Source organism: Pseudomonas sp. BP01, assembly GCF_022760795.1.
Classification (GTDB): Bacteria; Pseudomonadota; Gammaproteobacteria; order Pseudomonadales; family Pseudomonadaceae; genus Aquipseudomonas; species Aquipseudomonas putida_Q.
Genome location: NZ_JAFBKA010000013.1, coordinates 72,038 through 87,340 on the forward strand (window position 1 = coordinate 72,038; position 15,303 = coordinate 87,340).

Sequence of the window (15,303 nt, forward strand, 5' to 3'; positions counted from 1 at the left end):
ACGGCCGCAGGCGCGCAAGTGGGCTGCACAATTTCGGCTGCGCCGGTATGGTCAGGGTTCTTATCGAACTGCATCGGAGGCAGTCATGACAACCCTCTTTCGCATCAGTGTGCTGGTGTTGGTCGCAGGCATGTTGCTGGGCGATATCCTGCTTGCCAGTGTCGGCCTGGCATGCGTGTGCGGGGTTGCCGTGTACAGCAACATCCAGCAGGACAAGCAGCCGGCTTGCCCTGCTGATTCGGAGTTTCTGGCCTGACCGGTCACTCCTTGCGCAGGTGCACCTTTGCTGCCATAGCCGTCTAAGCTTGTGCCGAACTTTCCAGCTATCGAGGGACGAGGCGTACTCATGAGCAAGGTGCTGTCATCGCGTATCGGCCTGCGTGGCCTGGTTCTTGGCTTTGTCCTGCTCGCCGTGCTGAGTACCCTCTGCAACAGCCTGATCACGGCCTACAGTGTGCAACGCGATGCGCTGGTGCATTCGGCACTGGAGGCCAACCGTGCCTATGCCTTCAAGGTCGCCTCGAGCATCGATCAGTTTCTGTACTCGGTCAATGAACGCCTGAAGTACAGCAGCCAACGCCTGGGCAGCGACTTTGCCAATCGAGCGTTGCTCGAGGAAGAAGCACGCCGCCTGCAGGCCCAGGACTCGGAGTTGAACACCGTGCTGATCACCGACCCTGCGGGCAAGGTATTGCAGGCTTACCCGCCTGCGGTGCCGATCGGTTCGACGGTCAGCTCCGACGAACTGCACCAAGCGCTCAAGGTGCGTCGGCCCATGGTCAGCCAGGCTTTTACCTCAACCAGCGACAAGCTGATCGTCTTCGTCTCCCAGCCTGTCTTCAGCCCCACAGGCGAGTATCTCGGGCTGGTCGGCGGCTCCGTGTTCTTGCAACAGCGTGGCGTGATGCATTCGTTGATTGGTGAACACCACCTCGATGGTGCCTTCGCCTTCGTCGCCGATGGCAACCGCCGATTGCTCTACCACCCCGATCAGCAGCGAATCGGTGAAGTGCTCGGCTGGAGCGAGACGGTGGACAAGGCCCTGCTCGGTGACAGCGGCACGCTGGAGACGGTCAACTACCATAAGGTGCCGATGCTCGCCGGGTTCGCACACGTGCAGGGCTCCAACTGGGCCGTGGTCGTCCAACAACCCCGGGAACAAGCACTGGCGCCACTGGGCAAGCTGATGCGCGACATGCTGGTCAGGATCATCCCGGCTGGGGTAATCGGTCTGGCCATGATACTGCTGGGCGTCATGCTGATCACTCGCCCCCTGCGCGCGCTGGCCGGCCATGCCATCGACCTTTCGACGCCGAATGCCACCGCTGAACTGTCCGCGATCAACGCCTGGTACGCCGAGGCAGCGGCGATCCGCCAGGCGCTGGTAGTGCAGTCGCAGCAACTGCAACAGAAGATCGGCAGCTTGAACGCCGCGGCCGACACCGACCCGTTGACCGGCCTGGCCAACCGGCGTGCGATGAACGCGGCACTCCTGGCACTCGACGCAACTCAACAGACGTATTCGGCACTGGCGTTGGACGTCGACCACTTCAAGCGGGTGAACGACAACTTTGGTCACGATGTGGGTGACCTGGCGTTGCAAAGGGTCGCGCAAGTGATCCGCGACTGCACGCGGGCCGGGGACCTGCCGTGCCGGGCCGGTGGCGAAGAGTTCTGCCTGCTGCTGCCGAACACCGCGCTGAGCACGGCCTGCGAGGTCGCCGAGCGGATCCGCGCCACGCTCTGCGCTACAGCCGTGGCGCAGATCGGCACCTTGACCATCTCCATCGGTGTGGCCTGTCGGGACGCAGACACCCCCAGTGCCCCGGCCATACTCAAGCGCGCCGACGAGCGCTTGTACCTGGCCAAACAGAATGGACGTAACCGTATAGTGGCCGGAGATCGGGTAACGCTCTGATGCCCTTGGGGACACGGTGCTTGCGTGTCTTATGCATCATCAATGCTTAAGTAACGCATTTACGTTCAACGTCAACGCTTCGAGTGTGAAGGGTTTCGTCAGCACAGCCGTGTTGGGCTGCAGCTGGGCGTTGTCCAATACATTGGGTTGCGCATACCCGGTCATGAACAAGACCGGAAGACCAGGCCTGATGCTGCGGCCAGTATCGGCCATCTGCCTGCCGTCGGTTCCCCCTGGCAGACCGATATCTGTGACAAGCAGATCGATGCGGGTATCCGAGCGGAGTAACTGCAGGCCGGCAAGGCTATCGGTCGCCTCAATCACGATGTATCCGCAGCTGCCCAGCGACTCACTCACAAACATGCGGACGGAGGGTTCATCATCGACGACCAACACCGTTTCGCCTGAGGAGGTCGGTTCTGACTCAGGCAATGGCTCGGTACGACCTGCAGCATCGACCTCAACCTTATGGCTGGGCAGCTGCAGATATACGCGGGCGCCTTGGCCCACTTCTGACTCGATCCGAACCTGCCCGCCAGACTGCTTGGCGAAACCATAGATCATGGACAGGCCGAGCCCGGTACCCGCCCCCACAGGCTTGGTGGTGAAGAAAGGCTCGAATGCACGCGCTAACGTCTCAGCGCTCATGCCTACCCCGTCATCGGCAACACAGATCGTGAAGTACGTGCCGGGTGCCAGTTCTGGGTCGAGATTTGCCCCTGGTACCAGCTGCTCGTTGTACGTCCTGATGGAGATCGATCCTCCACCTTCCAATGCATCGCGAGCGTTGATACACAGGTTTAGCAGTGAGTTCTCTACTTGAGCCGGATCCACCAGGCAAGTACTTGAGGCTGCATGGAGCTCGACCTTGAGTTGGACTGCTGGCCCTACCGTCCGACGTATCAGCTCCTCCATGTCGCTGATCAGGGTGTTCACATCGGTATGAACAGGCATCAGCGTCTGGCGACGAGAGAACGCCAGGAGTCGGTGGGTCAGCGATGCCGCCCTTTGTGCTGCACCCTGTGCCACCGTCAGGTAACGTTCTACGTCAGTGGTGCGCCCCTGCTTCAAGCGAAGCTTGATCAGCTCAAGGCTTCCGGTGATGCCCGCGAGCAGGTTGTTGAAATCGTGAGCGATACCTCCGGTCAGCTGACCGACCGCCTCCATTTTTTGCGATTGGCGTAGCGCTGCCTGCGCCGCTTCCCGCTCGGCCACGGCTTGTTCAATCTTCGCTTCCAGGGTGCGGTTAAGCTCAAGCAACTCCGCCTCGGCATTTCTTCGCGCGGTGACATCGATGGACGAGCCGATCAGCCCGATGACCTCGCCGGCTTCGTCGCACAGGGGTGCCTTGACAGAAAGCCAGTAGGTAGCCGTGCCATCCGGCATGTCGACACGCTCTTCGATCTGCAGCGCGCCTTTCCCGCCATGCATGATATGACGATCGGTTTCCATGATCTGGCGTGCCTGGGCCTTGTCTTCCAGAAACTCCAGGTCGGTTTTGCCCAGATACAGCTCTGGTGGTTTACCAACCAGTCGGGTGACACCGTCATTTGCAACAATCAGCCGCCCCTCGAGATCCTTTGCGTAGACAACCCCCGGAACGGCAGCCGTGAAGGTACGCAGCAACGCTGACATCCTGTCGCGTTCAGCCTCTGCTGAACGGCGTGACTCAATGTCCATGAGAATGCCAGGGAACCGGACAGCCTCGCCTTGCTCGTCTAGCTCAGCTCTGCCATTGGCCTCAATCCAGCGGTAGCTGCCATCATCTTGCCTCACGCGGTATTCACACCGGTAGGCGCCGCCACGGCTCATTGCCTCCTGGATATCGGCAGAGACACGATCACGGTCGTCAGGGTGAATCGACGCAAAAGCTTCCTCGATCGGAATACCCGCCAGGCATTTATCTGCAGCAAGCCCGAATGATCGCGAGAACCGCTCATCCGCGGTCACCTGGTTGTGCCGAATATCCCACACCCACGTTCCAATGATCGCGCCAGCATCGAGCGCCAACTGCAGACGCTCCAAAGCGCTCGTCGGAAACGCGGACTCCTGACTGGGTAATGCGGGAGCATCCAGCTCTCCTGAAAAGCCGGCGCCTTCGCGATCCATATATTGCCTCTTTCCTTACGCACATGAACGACAAGCCATGGATGAGATTCTAGAGCGTGATGCCAAGTTATGGCGAGCACAGCACTTCAACTGATCTGATGCACCCTGTGCGTTCGTCTGTCGCTTTAGCGCAGGCCAAAGCCCATCCGGCTCAATTCTCCCAGCAGCTCCTCGCGCCCATGCAGGCTAGAAACGTTCCGCAGCCTGCTAACCACTTGCTCCGACCAGCCTGAAGGCTTCATGCCCTCGCGTTGATAGAAAGCACCCAGGCGCTTGTCGTATTCTGCTAGAACGCCCTGCTCGTCGGCAGCCGAGTACGTTTCGTGATGAAGCACTGCTGCCTGTGGAAGCCTCGGCTTCACCTTGGCTGGCCGATCCGGCGACGGATAGCCAACGCATAGGCCGAACACCGGATAGACCTGAGGCGGCAGTTGCAGTTCCTTGGCAACGGCTTCGATGTCGTTACGGATACCGCCGATGTACACGCTTCCGAGCCCAAGCGACTCCAACGCAACGACCGCATTCTGGGCCGCAAGCGCCGCGTCGATGGTGCCGAGCAACAGGCTTTCCAGGTAGGGCAAGGCCTCCAGCGCTACCCCATGCTGGTCTGCGATGCGCGAGACGCGGGACAAATCGGCAAGCCAGACCAGGAACAGTGGCGCTTGATGGATGTAGGGTTGGTTGCCGGCCAGCGCCGAGAGGCGGCCTTTTCGCTCCCCCTCTTGCACCGCCACCACACTCCAGACCTGGAGGTTGGATGATGTGGACGCGGACTGCGCGGCAGCAATCAAAGTCTCGAGCGTACCCTCGGGCAGAGGTTGATCAGTGAACGCCCTGACGCTGCGGTGTTCAAGCAGTTGGTCGATGGTGTCATTCCATTGTTGCAGCGCAGAAATGTTCGGTGCGCCATAGCGTGCAGCGAGTTTTGCCTGAGCGTTGGGTGTCATGAGAAGCCTCCAAAATGATAGGAGGCTATCAAAATTCGGCGTTTACCACACAGCTACCCCGAAATTTTTCATTATCCGCCCCTGCCGCCTGCGTCTCGACCAGCCTCACCACTTCGCTGCGTGTCAGCCATCACGCCTGCACACCCACTGCACAGCCAGTGCCCGCGCCCTGTAAACGTTGCGCCAGCAGCCAGGTAAACGCCAGCACCGGGATCAGCGCACAGCCAGCCGCCAGCCACAGCAGCATGCCGAAGCCCTCACCGACCAGTTGCCCGGCCAAGGCCGGACCTGCCATGGAGCTCAGGGCAAAGGCCCCTGGAATCAGCATGATCGAGCGGCCGCTGCGGTCCAGCCGCGCAATCGCTGCGGTCTGGTAGACGCAGCCCCAGGTAAAGCCGACTTCCCAGATCCAGGCGCCGGCGGCATACATCAAAAAGCCTTCGGCGTTGCCCAGTAACAACAGCCCGGTACCCAGCACCGCGAGCACGATAAGATGGGGCACGCGTACGCCCAGACGGTCACCCACCACCGCCAAGGCCAGCGCCGCTGCGCCGCCGAGCAGTTTCAGCACGGCGAAGACGACACCCAGTTCCGCTGGCTGCAACGCCAGGCCATGGCCCAAGCGCTCAAGGAACGCCCAAAGGCCAATCTGCCCGGCGCCGAATAGAAAGAAGAATGCCAACGCTGCATAAGCCGCCGGCGGGAACCTGAAGCGTGCTAGCAACGAGTCGGTTGGCGCCTGCTGCGCTTCGTGAAGGAAGTCCTGACGCCTGGGCAATGCCAGCGCGCTGAGGCTCAACAGCAGAATGATCGCAGCCAGCATCAAGGCCGCGCCGGTGTAATGGAAATAGGCAATCACCAGCGACGGCAGGGCGAACAGCACCGCGGCCACCACCCCCAGTTCAATGCCCAGCCGCATGCCCAGGGCGCGTTCCTTGTTGGCCATTTCACCCATGATGCGCATGCCCAGGCAGGTCATGAGCGCAGCAAAAAAACCGATCACCGCCCACAGCGGCAGCTGGGCCGTGGCCGGCAGCCAGGACGACATCCCATACGCCGCCGCAGCGCCAAGCGCACAACCCAGGGTCAACCAGCGCCAGTTCATGCGGTCGATCAGCACCACTGCCAGCAGCGTGCCGAGCAGGTAGCCGGCAAAACACACCGAGCCCAGCAGGCCGATCTGTTCGACAGTAAAGCCTAGGCTGTCGACCATCGACCCGAGCAGGATAGGCAAGGTATTGAACGGCAAGCCGCCAATCGTCGAAGCGAAGCTGGCGGCCAGCATGATCGCCAGGGTATTACGGCCACTCATGTTCATTGCTCTCTCCTGCTCGGGTGGCTTTCAGCGCTGGCCGACGGTAATGACTTCGCGGCGCTCAGCCATGGCGTCCGGCACGCTGGCTTCGTCCATGAAAAACTGCTCGTACCACTCGCGCAGTTGATAGACCGGGCCATCGCCTTCGGCCAGGACCGGGTTGTTCACCCGAATCTTGTGCGCCCAGATATCCACGTCCTGGTAAAAGGATTCGCGGTTGCGCATCACATAGTCCTTGGCCATCTCCCGGTTCTGTTCTTCGCTCCATCCCGGCACCTTCTTCACCATGCAGCCAAAACGCAGCTCAAAACTGTTGGCGGTGATCGGCACATGGCAGTTGAGCAGGATCGAGTGGATTTCCATGCCCTCGAACACCGCGCGCATGCGGGTAAAGTGCGTGGCTGGCCCGTAGTACGCCGACTCGGCCACCAGATCACCGCCCAGGCGCTCGGAGTCGCCATGGAAAATCTGCTGGGCAATGTGCCCTTCGAAGACGTTGGCGAAATACTTGGTTGGCGTGCCATGAACCGGCCCGAAGTGCTGGGCATCTGCCAGGTTATCGACCAGTTCGCGTGGGTTGGTTTCGATAATCAGCTTGTCCATGTGCCAGTCGTGCAGCCATTCGTCACTGTCCTGTTCCGGCAGATGAGGAATCACCACGCCGTCTGCCGGCGCCTTGCCTTCCGGGTTGTTCCAGACAAACAGCAGGTTGTTTTCTTCACAGGTCAGCCAGCTACGGGTCTTGGCCTTCGGAGGGATACGCTTGCAGTACGGGATCTCCACGCACTTGCCGCTGGCGTCGTACTGCCAGTGATGAAAGGGGCATACCACCCGGTCATTTTCCAGGGTGCCGCGCGAGAGGTCGGCGCCCATGTGCGGGCAATGCGCATCAATGACGCTGATCTGGCCGCTGGAAGTCGCAAATGCCAGCAAGCGCGTGCCGAAGATATTCAGGGTGTGCAGCTGGCCATCACGGTAGTCGGCCGCTTCACCCAGGCAGTGCCAGCCTCGGCCGAAGCGCGGGGCCAGAGCAGTTTCGACATTGATTGCTGCGAGCTTGGTCATTGTTATTGTTCCTCGTGTGGAAATCCCCGGTAACTTGCCCGGTCAATCTTCACCGAGCAGCCGCCGGTGCTCATCCTCCGCATGGACTAGATGAGCACCACGAGTACTTCTTCAGTGGTCATCGCCAGTTGGCGACGATGCCGTGCTCCAGCGCAAACGCCTGCGCGGCGATGGTGCGCCGTTGAAAGCGAGCGGCCTGATCGTGGGTGGCCAGCCACACCATCACCTCTGCCGGCACCTGGGGAGGCGCAGTGCCGATGCGCAGGGCCAGCAGGCCGTTTTCGCCGATGGTAGCCTTCAGCGCGTCGGTGGTGACCACCCCCGGGTTAAGCGTAAAGGCGCGAATCCCCTGCTCGCCCAGCTCAGCTGCAAGCACCCCCGAAACCCTGGAGACTGCAGCCTTGCCCGCACCGTAGGCGTAGCCCCAGCCACCGTCGACGGCAGCCACCGGGGGGTCGCCTTCACCGGCACCGGAGGTGACGTTGATCACCACCCCGTCGCCCCGTTCGAGCATGCCGGGCAACACGGTCTGAGTCAGCAACAGCGGCGCCAGCACATAACCCTGGAATACCCGCTGCATGGTCTGCGGCTGCAGCGACATGAATGCGCTGTTGAGATCGCGGCCCTGGTAGATGGCGTTGTTGATCAGCACATCGATGCGCCCGAGCGCCGCCAGTACTGCCTGGCCGGCGGCCAGTACCGAGGCGCTGTCGAGCAGATCCATAGGCACCACCAACGCCTTGCGCCCCATGGCGCGGATCGCGGCTGCCGTACTGTTGAGGCTGCCCGCCAGGGGCACGCCCTGGGCGTCGCACAGCCGATGCGCGGTGCTTTCGCCCTCCTCTACAGTGCGGGCACTGATCGCCACGTCGAACCCGGCCCGGGCAAAGGCCAATGCCGTCTCGCGCCCGATACCGCGGCTTGCCCCGGTAATGAAGGCCACTTTGGTCATTGTTGTTCTCACGTGGACATAGGCTAGAAACGTGCCGGACGAACCATGGCATCCATACCGCCATCTACAAACATCACAGTGCCGTGGACAAAACTGGCTTGAGTCGACTGCAAGAATGCCACGACCTGGGCGATCTCCTCAGGGTTGCCGGCGCGCCCCAGCGGTGCGACAAACTCACGGACCGCCTTGGCAAAGCGTGGATCGTTCAGCGACGCCTGGTGCAGCGGCGTCTCGACTGCCCCAGGCGCCACCACATTCAGGCGTATGCCTTGTTTTGCCCAGGCAACCGCCTTGCTACGGGCATTGCAGGTCACGGCGTATTTGGAGCTGGCATAGGCCACATGGGACTGCCCCAAGGTATTGGCGTGTTCCAGTGCCAGCGCTTCGTTGCCGGCGAGCATGGCCGCAATCATCGGCTGCTGATCGGGGCTGACGTGGGTGGCCGCAATCGATCCGATCACTACAGCGGCTGGCCGCTCGCCCTTGGCCAACGCATCGGCCAGGCCGTCCAGCAGCTCACAGACGCCAAAGTAGTTGACCGACACGATGGTATCGGACACCGCGCTGGAGCCTACCCCGGCGCAGCACACCAGGCCGTCGAGCACCCCGCCGCTGTGCTCGAGCACCGCACTGATGGCGGCCTGGCGCCCGCTTGCGCTGGAAAGGTCGGCAATCACCTCGGCATTTTCCCGGTCGATGCCGATGATGCGGTGCCCGGCGGCACGTAGCGCCTGGCAGACTGCCGCGCCGATACCGGATGCAGAACCGCTGACCGCTGTAACTGGCATAACGTTGCTCCTTGTTGAATGGTGGTGCTGGCTAGTATTGGTGCCGCGCAAACCCCACAACATCGTCCGCACGGACTAAAACGCCCCGGCCTTGCAAGCAGGACCGGGGCGTTCGGGTAAGCCGGGCGAATTTCAGGCGCTATTGCGCGCCGGGGTGGCCAGCTTCAACACCGGTTTTTCCGGCTTATCGTTTGGCAGTGCTGCCAGTTTGGGCTTTCCCAAGGCAACCACACTGTTGAGAATGATGCGCACCAACTCCGTCTGGCGGCGCACACCCGTCTTTGAAAAGATCGAGCGCAAATGCGCCCGTGCGGTGTTGCGGCGCACATTTAATACTTCGGCGGCCTCTTCAAGCGACAGGCCGTTAGCCAGCTCCATGGCCAGTGCGGTTTCCGCCCGGGTCAGGTTGAACAGTTGCTTGGTTACCGTTTCGCTAGCCATGGAGCGGCCAACCGCGTCGCGGATGTATACCACCACCGCAGGTTTGCTCTTGCCCTCGGCCCAGTCCTGGGTGGGAATGGCCTCGATCACTACCCCAAGGTTGACCTGGCCCGATGGCCTGGCCACCGACATCGCTTCGGCCGCCGTGCTGACCTTTTCGCTGTTGACGTCACGCGCGAAGGCATTGCGTACCAGGCGTTGCAGTTCGCGGTTGTCGCTGGGATAGGTGGCTTCCAGGCGCCCACCCACCAGTTTCAGGCCGTCCGCCTGTTCCAGCAGTTCGCTGGCCACCGGGTTGAGGCGCAGCACGCTGCCATTCTGGTCAAGCACGATGGTGGCCACTGACAAGCGGCTGATGGCCTGGGCATACAGTTCGCTGATCGACTCGCTGCGGTCGAGCAGGTTGTGCACGTGCATCGCACGGCGCAAATGCGGCAGGATCATTTCACACAGGGTGCGCTCGGAGGCGGTGAATTTCGGCGCGGCTTTGGGCCGGGTAATGCGAAAGCGCAGCTTGCCGCCATCGGGTGTGGAAACGTCGGCACCCATGATGTGGTAAGTGTCGTGCACGGTACCGTAGGTCTTGTAGTAGACCGAATTGGCCCACTCCGCTTCGGTCATCAGGTCTTCGACGGTGAACACCTGGTCCATCGGCGGGTTGCTGAAGGGGGTGACAGCTTGTGGGTAGGCCCAGTAACTCACCTCCCCCTCGCCTTCGATGTCACCGACGACAATCATCAGGCCCAGGTCCGGTTGCTCTGGCACTCTCAAGATCAAGGTGACGTAATTGGCCTGGTACAGGCTGCGTACGTGGCGCAGGGTCTTGGCCATCAGCTTGTGGTTCAGCGACCCGTCATAGAACTCGCCGATGAGCGTGTCATATTCCGCCAGCTCCATACCCATTTCTGCCAGCGCTTCAAACCCCACGGTGGAATTTCCCATCGCCCGTCTCCTCGCGGGGCACAGCCCAGGCCGTGCCCGCTTTTATTGTTATGATTCAAACACGTGTGCGCGCGCTGCACGGTTGGCTTTGACCGCAACCAAGGGTTTGCCGAGGTTGAACCAGGCGGCCAAAGCCGGCAGCAGGAAAATTGCCCCAAGTACATTGACCAGAAACATGAACGATAGCAAGACCCCCATATCGGCCTGGAACTTCAGCGGTGCAAAGGCCCAGGTGCACACCCCGATCGACATCGTCAAAGCAGTGAAAACGGCCGCTGTTCCGCGTTGGCACATGGCCTGGTAGAACGCGTGGCGCAGGTTGGCGCCCTCGGCCATTTCGTGCTGGATCCGCTCATACAGGTAAATGCCGTAGTCAACCCCGACGCCAACCCCAAGCGCCATCACCGGCAGGGTCGCCACCTTCAACCCGATGCCAAGCATGGCCATCAGTGCATTGCACAGTACCGCCACGATGGCCAGCGGCACCAGGATGCACAACACCGCGCGCAACGACTTGAAGGTCAACCAGCAGAACAACAGCACCGAGCCAAACAATGCCACCAGCATCAGCACCTCGGCGCGCTTGACCGCGTCGTTGGATGCCGCCATTACCCCGACGTTGCCACCGCCGAGGAAAAACCTGATTTCCGGCACCTGGACCTGGGCAATGATCCGCTTGGCCTCCTGGACCACATGCGAGACCGTGGCGCCATCGTGGTCGGTGAGAAACACCAGAATCTGCATCTGCTGGCAGCCATCGGTCACCAGGCCGTCCTCGGGCATGTAGGCACGGGCACCTTGACTCAAGCCTCGGGCCGACCCGGGAATGGCCGCCCAACGTGGGTTGCCTTCGTTGTTGCCGGCAATCACCGTCTTGCCAAAACCGGCCACCGACTGCACCGACTGCACGCCGGTGACGCTGCGCATCTGGAAGTCGAAGGCTTCCACCGCACGCATCACCGACGGTGACAGGCATGCCTCTTCCAGGCCCTGGGCCTGGACGAACACCGCCAGCACATCCAGGCCGATGGAGTAGCTGCTGACAATTTTGCTGTTGTCCTGGTTGTAACGTGACTCGGCGCGCAGTTCCGGTGCGCCAGCACCGATGTCACCGACTTCCAGCTGCCGGGCCTTGAGCACCGCCAGGCTCAGCAGCATCACGCTGAGCACCAGCACCGCCAGGGCCGGCCGCGGTTCGGCCAGCGCCGACAAGCGCCACCACAGCGGGTGCCTGCCCTGCTGCTGGACGCGTTCCTTGCTCAGCACACTACGCTCCAGGCGCAGGTAGGAAATAATGATCGGCAACATCAGCTTGTTGGTGATGATCATCAGCATCACGCCGATACAGGCCGTCACCCCCAGTTCATGCACGATAGGAATGTCGATCAGCATGATCACGCCAAAGCCCAAGGCATTCATCAGCAACGCCAGGGAGCCAGGAATGAAGATCTTGCAAAAGGCCAGGTGCGCCGCCTGTAGCGAATCCTTGCCGGCCAGCACTTCCTGTTTCCAGGCATTGGTCATCTGCACAGCGTGCGAAACGCCAATGGAAAAAATCAGGAACGGCACCAGGATCGACATCGGGTCGATACCCAGGCCCATCAGCGGCAACAAGCCCAACAGCCATACCACCGGCAGCAACGCCACCAGCAGCGCGACTACGGTCAGGCGCAACGAGCGTGAATACAGCCACAGCAACAGGCCGGTGATCAGGAAGGCGACGACAAAAAAACCGATCACGGTCATCAGCCCTTCGACAACATCACCCACCAGTTTGGCGAAACCGACGATGTTGATCTCGATCTGATCGCTGCTGTATTTGTCGCGAATGTCCTCCAGACGCTTGGCGACTTCAACGTAACTGACCGATTTGCCTGTTTGTGGGTCAACGTCCTGCAAGTCGGCCCGGACCATGGCCGACTTCAGGTCATTGGCCACCAGCCGCCCGACCTGCCCCGAGCGCGCGGCGTTACTGCGCACCTGGGCCAGGTCTTCGGCGCTGGCGGTAAAGCGTGGCGGTACCACCACATCACCAAAAAAGCCTTCTTCGGTGATCTCGATGTAACGCACGTTGGCGGTGAACAGCGAGGTTACGCTGGCACGGCTGACCCCGTTGATAAAGAACACATCGTCAGTCACCTTGCGCAGCGTGTCGAGGAACTCGGGGTTGTAGATGTCACCCTCGCCCTTCCACCTGACGCTGACCAGAAAGCGGTTGGCACCGGTGAAGTACTGGCTGAATTCGAGGAAGTTGAGCATGTACTCATGTCGCACCGGGATCTGCTTGTTGAAGCCAGGGTCGAGCTGGGTATGCGTGGCACTGTAGCCCAGGCCCAGGGTCAGCAGCAGGAACACCGTCAACAGCAGTTTGCGTCGTGCCAACAGCAGGTCGGCGCAACGCTCGACCAGGCGCCCGGCTCGGGCTTTAGCGTACTTCATGCACTTGCTCTCCTTTGCCCAGAGCGGCAACGCTGTTACCGTTCCCCTGGAAAACGCCCCGTTCACCGGCTACCAGCAACTGATCGGTGCCCACCACAATGGCTGAGGTCAAGGTGCCCAACCCCGGTTGGCGGGTGGTGCCGATCAAGCGGCCTTCTGCGTCCAGGCGCACCATCGAGCTGCCGCCGCCGACAATCAGTACGCCGCTGTGGTCCGGCAGCACAACATGGCCATAAAGCGGCTGGGTATTGCCAACCTTGATCGCCTGCCACTGCTCACCGAAGTTGTCGGTGACAAACACATGGCCGCGCATGCCATAGGTCACCCAACGCTGGGCGCTCAGGCGAACCACGCCAAACAGTGAGCCGTTGTAGAACGCCGGCAACTGTTGCCAATGCTGCCCGTTATCGGCGCTGCGCATGACCAGGCCCTGTTCGCCGACCAGCATGCGCCGGCCATCGCTGCCGCCATCCAGCGCATTGAGATGGGCACGGTCGACCTCCAGCGCCACCGCGCGCCAGCTGCGCCCGGCATCGTCGGACTGGTAGAACTTGCCGTAGCTGCCGAACACGACAACCTGCTTGCCACCGGCCGCCCAGGCACCGAGCAATGGCTCGCCTGCTGCGGGATCAAAATGAACCTCTTGCCAGGTGCTGCCAGCGTCATTGGAGCGCAGAATCAGGCTGTCCTGGCCAACGGCTACCAACTGCTCGGGGTTCAACGCGGTCAAAGCCGTGAGGGAAATCTGACGTTGCGGCTCGACCGTGGCTTGCTGCCACCTGCGGCCGCGGTCGTCGCTGATCAGGATGGTGCCGCGCTCACCCACCGCCACCTGACGAGTGCCCAGATTGAGCAGGCCGTTTATCTGCATGCGCTCGGTATTCAGCGTGGTCTGGGCGATGTTCAGCGCGCCGCGTGGGGTAAATGCCAGCGCAACGATTGCGGCAACCGTAATGCACACGAAATAGGCAATAAGCTTGGCGCATGGGCGACTGCGTGTAGCGACATCCAGGCGCTCGACAATAGACATACGGTCCACCCTCTTGTTCTTGTAGTCGTGAATCACCGCGCCACCAGGGCGCGGTGTCTGAGGTGTGTAGATAGTCCGTCTGCTCGACCTGCGGGACATCGTCCAAATGGCCTACCCCGGTGCCGATAGACAGAACCGCGGGTCAGTCCAGCTCGAACAGGCCCGCCGCGCCCATGCCACCCCCAATGCACATGGCCACGACCACATAGCGCACGCCGCGGCGGCGCCCTTCCAGCAGGCCATGCCCGACCATACGCGCACCCGACATGCCAAACGGGTGACCAATCGCAATAGCCCCGCCGTTGACGTTCAGGCGCTCCGCAGGGATGCCCAGGGCGTCGCGGCAATGCAGGACCTGGCAGGCAAAGGCTTCGTTGATTTCCCATAACCCGATGTCAGCCACGCTCAAACCGAAGCGTTTGAGCAGTTTGGGCACCGCCAGCACCGGGCCGATGCCCATCTCTTCCGGCGCGCAGCCGGCCACGGCGATGCCGCGATACGTCCCCAGGGGCTTCAGGCCACGCCGGGCGGCCTCGGCGCGGCTCATCAGCAGGCTGGCCGAGGCGCCGTCGGAGAACTGGGAGGCGTTGCCGGCGGTAATGAACTCGCCCTGCTCGACCCATTGGCCGTTCTTCCACACGGGTTTCAACGCCGCCAGGTCTTCGAAGCGGGTCGAAGGACGGTTGCACTCGTCGCGCTCGGCCACCACCTGTTCATGGCCATCGGGCTGGCCTTCCTTGTCAAAGCGCAGCTTGCGCACTTGCAGCGGTACGATTTCTTCGTCGAACAGGCCATCGCGCTGGGCAGCCGCCGTGCGCTGCTGGCTTTGCAGTGAGTAGTCGTCCTGGGCCGCGCGGCTGATGTCATAGCGCCGGGCAACGATCTCGGCGGTTTCGATCATCGGGATATAGGCACTTGGCATGCACGCCAGCACCGCCTCCGACTGGTTGCGGTAGGTGTTCTTGTGCTTGTTCTGGGTCAGCGACAGCGACTCGACCCCCCCGCCAATGACAATGCTCATTTCACCGGCCAGAATGTTCTTCGCCGCCGTGCCGATACTGATCAGGCCGGAAGCGCACATACGGTCCAGGGCCATGCCCGGCACGCTGTCGGGCAAACCGCCGGTGTAGGCACACAGCCTGCCAATGTTGTAGCCCTGGGTGCCCTGCTGTACCGCCGCGCCCATGATCACGTCATCCACCGCGCCAGGCTCGATACCGGCACGCTCGACCACCGCGCGCACCACATGGCCGCCCAGCACGGGGGCTTCGGTGTCGTTGAAAGAGCCGCGAAAAGATTTGCTCAGCGCGGTACGGGCAGTCGCTACGATTACAACGTCTTGCTTGTCCATGAACAG

General features: G+C 61.7%; 12 protein-coding genes. 2 read left to right on the top strand and 10 right to left on the bottom strand.

Annotated features, from left to right (window positions below; translation table 11 throughout):
• Positions 1-85 precede the first annotated feature (85 nt).
• Positions 86-256, top strand: a complete 171-nt coding sequence (locus JOY50_RS13770; RefSeq protein ID WP_019470887.1) for a hypothetical protein — start codon at positions 86-88, stop codon at positions 254-256.
• Positions 257-346: 90 nt separating this feature from the next.
• A complete protein-coding gene (locus JOY50_RS13775) occupies positions 347-1,918 on the top strand; it encodes a sensor domain-containing diguanylate cyclase (protein WP_243055413.1) in 1,572 nt (523 codons plus the stop codon).
• A 39-nt stretch (positions 1,919-1,957) separates the two neighbouring features.
• On the opposite strand, the gene JOY50_RS13780 is transcribed toward JOY50_RS13775, so the two are convergent.
• The 10 genes from JOY50_RS13780 to JOY50_RS13825 form a co-directional block, all read right to left on the bottom strand.
• A complete protein-coding gene (locus JOY50_RS13780; RefSeq protein WP_132845665.1) occupies positions 1,958-4,027 on the bottom strand; it encodes a PAS domain-containing sensor histidine kinase in 2,070 nt (689 codons plus the stop codon).
• A 125-nt stretch (positions 4,028-4,152) separates the two neighbouring features.
• On the bottom strand, positions 4,153-4,974 hold the full coding sequence (gene nfsA, locus JOY50_RS13785) for an oxygen-insensitive NADPH nitroreductase (protein ID WP_243055414.1): 822 nt from the start codon (positions 4,972-4,974) through the stop codon (positions 4,153-4,155).
• A 130-nt stretch (positions 4,975-5,104) separates the two neighbouring features.
• Complete coding sequence (locus JOY50_RS13790; RefSeq protein ID WP_132845669.1) at positions 5,105-6,292, bottom strand: MFS transporter; 1,188 nt, start codon at positions 6,290-6,292, stop codon at positions 5,105-5,107.
• A gap of 24 nt (positions 6,293-6,316) precedes the next feature.
• Positions 6,317-7,354 carry a Rieske 2Fe-2S domain-containing protein gene (locus JOY50_RS13795; RefSeq protein WP_132845671.1) on the bottom strand — a complete coding sequence of 346 codons (1,038 nt, stop codon included), beginning with the start codon at positions 7,352-7,354 and terminating at the stop codon, positions 6,317-6,319.
• 118 nt (positions 7,355-7,472) lie between these two features.
• Positions 7,473-8,306: an SDR family NAD(P)-dependent oxidoreductase gene (locus tag JOY50_RS13800; protein ID WP_132845673.1), complete on the bottom strand. Its 834-nt coding sequence runs from the start codon at positions 8,304-8,306 to the stop codon at positions 7,473-7,475.
• A 23-nt stretch (positions 8,307-8,329) separates the two neighbouring features.
• Positions 8,330-9,094: an SDR family oxidoreductase gene (locus tag JOY50_RS13805; RefSeq protein WP_132845676.1), complete on the bottom strand. Its 765-nt coding sequence runs from the start codon at positions 9,092-9,094 to the stop codon at positions 8,330-8,332.
• A gap of 132 nt (positions 9,095-9,226) precedes the next feature.
• Entirely contained in the window at positions 9,227-10,477 is a 1,251-nt protein-coding gene (locus JOY50_RS13810; RefSeq protein WP_059394831.1) for a helix-turn-helix transcriptional regulator, read from the bottom strand.
• 48 nt (positions 10,478-10,525) lie between these two features.
• On the bottom strand, positions 10,526-12,916 hold the full coding sequence (locus tag JOY50_RS13815; protein WP_132845678.1) for an RND family transporter: 2,391 nt from the start codon (positions 12,914-12,916) through the stop codon (positions 10,526-10,528).
• Positions 12,903-13,946: a YCF48-related protein gene (locus JOY50_RS13820; RefSeq protein ID WP_243055415.1), complete on the bottom strand. Its 1,044-nt coding sequence runs from the start codon at positions 13,944-13,946 to the stop codon at positions 12,903-12,905. The genes JOY50_RS13815 and JOY50_RS13820 overlap by 14 nt, the downstream gene beginning before the upstream one ends.
• Before the next feature lie 142 nt (positions 13,947-14,088).
• Positions 14,089-15,297, bottom strand: a complete 1,209-nt coding sequence (locus JOY50_RS13825; protein WP_138736414.1) for an acetyl-CoA C-acyltransferase — start codon at positions 15,295-15,297, stop codon at positions 14,089-14,091.
• Positions 15,298-15,303 lie beyond the last annotated feature (6 nt).

Bases quoted from the DNA above. Each gene is read 5' to 3' on its own strand.
- JOY50_RS13770 (WP_019470887.1), top strand. From the start codon at position 86: ATGACAACCCTCTTTCGCATCAGTGTGCTGGTGTTGGTCGCAGGCATG.
- JOY50_RS13775 (WP_243055413.1), top strand. From the start codon at position 347: ATGAGCAAGGTGCTGTCATCGCGTATCGGCCTGCGTGGCCTGGTTCTT.
- JOY50_RS13780 (WP_132845665.1), bottom strand. From the start codon at position 4,027: ATGGATCGCGAAGGCGCCGGCTTTTCAGGAGAGCTGGATGCTCCCGCA.
- nfsA (WP_243055414.1), bottom strand. From the start codon at position 4,974: ATGACACCCAACGCTCAGGCAAAACTCGCTGCACGCTATGGCGCACCG.
- JOY50_RS13790 (WP_132845669.1), bottom strand. From the start codon at position 6,292: ATGAACATGAGTGGCCGTAATACCCTGGCGATCATGCTGGCCGCCAGC.
- JOY50_RS13795 (WP_132845671.1), bottom strand. From the start codon at position 7,354: ATGACCAAGCTCGCAGCAATCAATGTCGAAACTGCTCTGGCCCCGCGC.
- JOY50_RS13800 (WP_132845673.1), bottom strand. From the start codon at position 8,306: ATGACCAAAGTGGCCTTCATTACCGGGGCAAGCCGCGGTATCGGGCGC.
- JOY50_RS13805 (WP_132845676.1), bottom strand. From the start codon at position 9,094: ATGCCAGTTACAGCGGTCAGCGGTTCTGCATCCGGTATCGGCGCGGCA.
- JOY50_RS13810 (WP_059394831.1), bottom strand. From the start codon at position 10,477: ATGGGAAATTCCACCGTGGGGTTTGAAGCGCTGGCAGAAATGGGTATG.
- JOY50_RS13815 (WP_132845678.1), bottom strand. From the start codon at position 12,916: ATGAAGTACGCTAAAGCCCGAGCCGGGCGCCTGGTCGAGCGTTGCGCC.
- JOY50_RS13820 (WP_243055415.1), bottom strand. From the start codon at position 13,946: ATGTCTATTGTCGAGCGCCTGGATGTCGCTACACGCAGTCGCCCATGC.
- JOY50_RS13825 (WP_138736414.1), bottom strand. From the start codon at position 15,297: ATGGACAAGCAAGACGTTGTAATCGTAGCGACTGCCCGTACCGCGCTG.